The following is a 5,754-nucleotide window of genomic DNA, read 5'->3' as shown; positions in this document are numbered from 1 at the left end:
TGTGAATACGAATTTCTTCTTTCTCGAGATTAACTTGATACGAAATAATTGTATTATCGTGAACACTTATCATAAATTCACTCCTTAATAGATATTTGATTTTTGTTTCTCCAATATTATTTTTTCTAATTATAGCATTTTTTATATGTATATTGTATTCATGTAAAGTTAACATAACGTCTCATTATCGGTAGCAAGAAAAAAGCGAATTCCCTTTGAAAATAGGGTTTCGTCTTTTTCTTTTTCTATAACCCTATTCATCTTTTTATACATTCCTGTCCTGGCGTGTGTTCAGGGCTATTGTTTATTACTGCATTAGCCCAAAAACTGTATAAAATCTTGCATACTCTTAGCGTGGGGGTTTTCCAAAATGCTGGCGATACCCCTATAACTATTACAGAGCTAAAAGTTCTGCAAGGAGTAGATTCAGAAATATGTGGAATGCAAAACCGTAGTAATGAAAAATTATTACTACGGTGAGTTATCAAAATTGATAACTACGAGATTTATCGTTTCATAAAAAAACTGAGAATACTATTTGGATGCACGTTTTTTTTGTTATGGTGAGGTGAGGGTAGAATATAAAAAAGGATTTCGTAGCATATGACTGCGCTTATATGAACTATGTGGAATATAAATGTTCCGGCTCGTCCCACTAACAACGTAATAGGATTTGTTTTATATAAACTATGTGGAACGTATATCGAAGTACATATGCTGTACCTTGAAGTACTTTTCGTAACACCGTTATAATAAACGGTAAATAAAGACTGAAAATTCTATCTTTTTATGAGAAATACATTTAACTCTTTCGTTTATTTGGAAAATAAAGTAAGTTTAAGTTGTACTAAATATTAATAAGGGGGATTAAGTCATGAAGAAAAATAAAGCGCTTTCAGTATTGCTATCTACAACCTTAGCTTTTGGTATTAGCTTTACCGCACTATCATTTCCGACAGATGCTAATGCAGCATCAACTACTAAAGTAGAATTGCTTGCAGGTGATTTATATTCTAAAACGCAGTACGTAGATGTCCATTATCCAAAGGGAAAATCACCAGCACAAACCTATTCATATGATCAGAACGGATATAAAGGGATATTAACTCTTTATTCGACTAAAGTAACGGATTTTGGTGGAATTATGGCAACTTACAAGGGGACAGTAACTTGTAAGGCTCCATGCATGATGAAAAAGTAATACTTCATAGTTACATAGACTTAGCCATATGTACCTATTTTTACACATATCTCGGCTGTATCCCATGCCCATCAACTTAAGTAAACAAATCCAACCCAAAACGAGAAAATTGATATCTCCAGGTGAGAATGTACAATTTACTCGTTTTGGGAGCGTTATAAAATTTTTAAGCTGATGGATGTGGCGAACCCCACATCCATCAGCTTAAAAATTCAAAAATAAGAACTTTGATTTGTCTTGCAATCCAATGATACCTAGCCTTTTATGACAGTCATGTTCCTCAGATCATATGTCTCCACCATTCTGGACTTAATTCCTAGGGAATATATGTATGCTAGTTGTGCTCAAGAAAAAACATAGTATGTCGTCCCTACTTTATAAATAATTTAACAGTTTCTGCACTTTATTCCATGTTTTTCATAAATTCGAAGTCTTCCGAACTTTGAATATCCTCACCAATGACCATAATTATGAGGAGTCTAAATTTTGAAGAAAACAACAAAAATAGTGTAAATAAGAGCTACATACTATTTTTGTTGTTTTCTTTTTTAATCTGTATAAATTTTTTAATTACTACAAGCATTTAATGTATTACACTTTTTTCGTCCTTTAATTTCCGCCGGCTGGGCACCAAGCCAATAAGTGGGAAAAGCAGTCCCTTCAGTAACACTCCCATCACGATGCATGTAATAACGCTCATCATGGTTAGCTTTAAAGTTTCCTTCAAGTGCAAGTTCCACCCACTCTGCACCAAAACGAAAAATTTCTGCAGCTACTCCACCAAGTGGGTGAAATTCATTCTCATAGACGCGTATCTCCTTTGGTGCTTCTACAAACTCATAAAGACTTAATGCTTCTTCCAAACGGGTAAGTTCATCAAATTCTCCTATTCCCATGAAGACTGGACAAGTAATCTTTGGTGCCAATTTCCACAAATTCATCTGGCTACTCAATTCGTTTTCAAAAGCAACTTCATCAGTGTAACCAGACATGTACATAAAATTTGCTTTGAAACTCGGCTGCGCTCTGTTAAAGATGGTATCAAATTCACCATATACACCTTCAAAAGTCGCTATAGCGTTTATACGATTATCACTCGCAGCAGCTCGCATCCCCCAATACCCGCTCATACTGATACCAAAAAATCCAATACACTTTGGATCAACCTCAGGCCGTTTTGATAGAAAATCGATATAACAACTAACGGCGCGTTCGTAATTAGTCAAATCAACTTTTAGACCTCCAGATACAGATTCGCCTTGCCCCGGTCCTTCAATTGATAGAGCTACGATACCACGAGACGTATAATAACGTTGCGCAATCTGTATATAGTCTTCCTTAATCATATCCATACCTGGACCTAATATTACTGCTGGTGCATTATGAACTTCACCTGAGGGCAAATGAAGGAGTGCATATATCTGTTTGCCTTCAAATTCTAGTACTATACGTTGTACCGTTCCTCCTCCAAGTGATGAAATAGCTGCCACACATTCATTACAACGCTCTCGAAATGCCAATTTTCGTGGATCATCATTAAAATATGAGTATTGTGCACGTCCCCACATAACAGCAGCTCGCTGATATAGATCACGAGCAGTAACAGTGAATCCCTTTTGTTCATAATGTTTTGCACGTTCTTGAGCCTGAGAAGCAACCGTGGCCCATGCTTTTGGTATCATTGCTCCACTCTTTACTTGAGAAAAAACTTTATCAAAATCAGTGTGGTCGTGCCCTAACTGTTCCATAGTTGCCTTTGCTTCAGGATGCAAAGCATCAAACCCACCAAGTGAAAGAGCTATATCTAAAGCCCATCCTTGAGATTGTGAACGTTGAGTCATAATAATCATCCTTTTTATTTTAATTAAGTACTTAATGATTCAGTACTTAATTAAAATAATGAAGTATAATATGTACTTTTGTCAAGACTACGAGCCAAGTCTTTTTATTATTTTATTGATGACTTAAGGTGAGCATATATAATATTGCTTGGAAAATGAATAGCCAGTCTCTACTTAATTTGACTCTACTCTTTTTCATATGTTAATGTTAACTTCATATAATTAAGTACTTAGTTAATGAGAAAATGGTGATGTTATGACAAATTCTTCAAATAAGTTAACTGCGATAGACGAACTTAGTCAGGCTATATATAGTCTAACTGCAGCCGATGGACGTTTAAGAGGGCGAGCTACTCGTACATTAGGGGCAGTTTCAATGGTCCATGCTCGAACCCTTAAAGTATTAGCTGAAGAAGGCGAATTGTCAGTCAAAGAATTAGCTGATCGAGCAGAAACTACCGCCGCTGGTATTACTCAATTAATCAATGGATTACAACAGGCTGGTTACGTTGAGCGTGTTCGTTCAAATAACGACCGGAGAGTTGTCAACGTTCAACTTACGCCTAGTGGTTTAAATTGTCACTTAGAAAGAGAGAAAAAACTAAAACATATTCTTAATGCGAACCTTTCAGATTTTGATGCAGAGCAAATCGAGAAATCCTCTGAAATAATTAGATGTCTAGTTCATGTGCTTGACCAACTATAATAGTATTCTAAAGCTTTCTTGAGTTTTTAGAACTAACACATCGCTATTATGCTAAAATTTTATAGTAACCCCAGAACGAAATCTTATGTTAACTTGTAACAATAAAGCTCATTTTTTCGTTTTGGGGTATTTCAAAATATGAGCTGGATGGGCATGTATGGTGACCTCTACTTAATTATTAGAAAAACATTAGTTTTTAATTGTATACACGCTAATTATGTTGATTTTCCGATGCCCCCATCATAATGAATTTCCTCTTTTTATCAGTATTGGTAGGTAAAGAGAGGGCTAGGCACAAAAACAGGTTGTGGAGAAAGTCTTCTTCACAACCTGAGAGTAAGTTATATATCCAAATATGACCTGTTCTTTTAACTATTAAGTCTTTTATAATCTGTTATAGTCGATATAACTAGAGTCATAATAAATCCACTGCCCTGTTCCAATTCTTAGCCAGCCGTTCTTTTCTTCATATACTGTAACTTTTTCGCCTTTACTTGTCTTTCTAACAATAGAATAGTTTGTCCCTGATCCGCTTCGAACATTTACCCCAATACCATTAATTTGAGCCGTTCCAATTACCTTTTCAACACTACCATTTTCAATTACTTGTAGCATATTTAGAATGAATGTTGCTGTCTCACCACGAGTTGTTGTTCCCTTAGGGTCGTATTGATTGTCACCCTTACCTTTTACAATACCTAGGCCATACAGTCTTTGTACGTCTTCTTTATAAATAATTTGGTCTTTGTCTGAGAATGGTAGGTTTACAACTGGTCCCCATATACCTTTATACTGTAAAGCCTTGTTTACAATAATTGCTGATTCTTCTCTTGTAATAGGTGTGTTTGGGTCAAAATAACCATCTCCTCTACCTTGAATGATACCTGCACTTGCAGTACGTTTAATACCATCTCGTAAAGTTGAATTTGCATCGTTTAGGTCTCTAAATGAAGCATCTCCAGCTGGCAGGTTTAGAGATTTAGAGATTAATTGAGCAAATTCGGCTCTTGTTATCGCTCTATTGGGTGCGAAAACTCCGTTTCCTTCCCCTATCATAATACCCCTTCTATTTAACTCTCGAATAGCTTCTTCATACCAACCTCCTGTAATGTCATCTTTTGGTTGATAAAGATTATTATAATACCCCTCAACGCTATTTACGAATACATCCCATTGCCCATTATTAATCATGTTGGCAGGGCATATTTTACCGCTCCATTTTTGATGTTTTACAATGTTATTTAACGGTACACCAGTTTCTTTCATTAAATAAGCTACAAGTTTCTTAGCGTTATCTACCGCTTTACTGTAGTTTCCGTCACTATTAACTGCGATTTCAATTGCAATAGATTCTCTATTACCTGGACCATCACCGTCTCCTGCGTGCCATCCGTTCTCGTTTAATGGTAGATGTTGATAAATCTCTTTATCGTCTACTGTAAAATGCCACGATGCAGCTCGATCTGTGTTCCCTACTGCTTGGTTATATAGGTATTGAGCGTGGTTTCTAGCACCTGCTCCTACACTTGTATTATCAGTCTCATGAATTGTAATATACTTTGGACTCATATAGTTTTGAGGACGAATATTATCGTTACCTGCTGGAACAATCCATTCCGTGAATGGAACACCATTTATTGTACTAGAGGTGCTAGGTGATATGGGAGACAGACTACGTTTTGTTCTGTTTGAATTGTTAGGAACAGTTAGTGTACCTGTTTCTTCATGAATACCTTCTGAACGTTGAAGACTATCTACTTTCTTATTGTCGACAGTACCTCCACCACGTCCGTCTACCTCTTCAAAACTAGCTTCAATACTTTTTAAAGCCTGTTCATCTGATGTTGTTTTACTTTGTTCCTGAACGCTTGTAGGTTGCTTATTGTTTACTAATTGTTGTTGCTCTGCAAACGATACCAATGGTGAAGATAATACCGTTAATCCTGCCGTGAATGCTACTACTTTTTTATTAAATTTAATATTCATTTTGAATTTGGTATATCTCA

4 protein-coding genes are annotated in these 5,754 nt (G+C 36.0%); 2 read left to right on the top strand and 2 right to left on the bottom strand.

What is annotated here, in order from left to right; translation table 11 throughout:
• Window positions 1–874: 874 nt before the first annotated feature.
• Window positions 875–1,201 (top strand): hypothetical protein, encoded by a 327-nt coding sequence (locus tag ACQGS6_RS21965; RefSeq protein ID WP_098587907.1) that lies wholly within the window; start codon window positions 875–877, stop codon window positions 1,199–1,201.
• Between the two features lie 566 nt (window positions 1,202–1,767).
• Here ACQGS6_RS21965 and ACQGS6_RS21960 read toward each other — a convergent pair.
• A complete protein-coding gene (locus ACQGS6_RS21960) occupies window positions 1,768–3,042 on the bottom strand; it encodes an alpha/beta hydrolase (protein WP_098587908.1) in 1,275 nt (424 codons plus the stop codon).
• Window positions 3,043–3,298: 256 nt separating this feature from the next.
• On the opposite strand from ACQGS6_RS21960, the gene ACQGS6_RS21955 reads away from it, so the two are divergent.
• Window positions 3,299–3,748 (top strand): MarR family winged helix-turn-helix transcriptional regulator, encoded by a 450-nt coding sequence (locus ACQGS6_RS21955; RefSeq protein WP_000185335.1) that lies wholly within the window; start codon window positions 3,299–3,301, stop codon window positions 3,746–3,748.
• Between the two features lie 384 nt (window positions 3,749–4,132).
• Here the strand turns inward: ACQGS6_RS21955 and ACQGS6_RS21950 are convergent, their stop codons facing one another.
• Entirely contained in the window at window positions 4,133–5,734 is a 1,602-nt protein-coding gene (locus ACQGS6_RS21950; protein WP_426965602.1) for an S-layer homology domain-containing protein, read from the bottom strand.
• Window positions 5,735–5,754: the final 20 nt, after the last annotated feature.

It is taken from the genome of Bacillus sp. GMs2/2, from assembly GCF_050172095.1.
Lineage (GTDB): Bacteria > Bacillota > Bacilli > Bacillales > Bacillaceae_G > Bacillus_A > Bacillus_A cereus.
Note: the sequence above shows the minus strand (reverse complement) of the source record. Positions and strands in the feature narration are given on the sequence as shown.

What these genes read in the sequence shown, in the direction of transcription:
- ACQGS6_RS21955 (WP_000185335.1), top strand. Translation starts at nt 3,299, where the DNA reads ATGACAAATTCTTCAAATAAGTTAACTGCGATAGACGAACTTAGTCAG.
- ACQGS6_RS21960 (WP_098587908.1), bottom strand. Translation starts at nt 3,042, where the DNA reads ATGACTCAACGTTCACAATCTCAAGGATGGGCTTTAGATATAGCTCTT.
- ACQGS6_RS21965 (WP_098587907.1), top strand. Translation starts at nt 875, where the DNA reads ATGAAGAAAAATAAAGCGCTTTCAGTATTGCTATCTACAACCTTAGCT.
- ACQGS6_RS21950 (WP_426965602.1), bottom strand. Translation starts at nt 5,734, where the DNA reads ATGAATATTAAATTTAATAAAAAAGTAGTAGCATTCACGGCAGGATTA.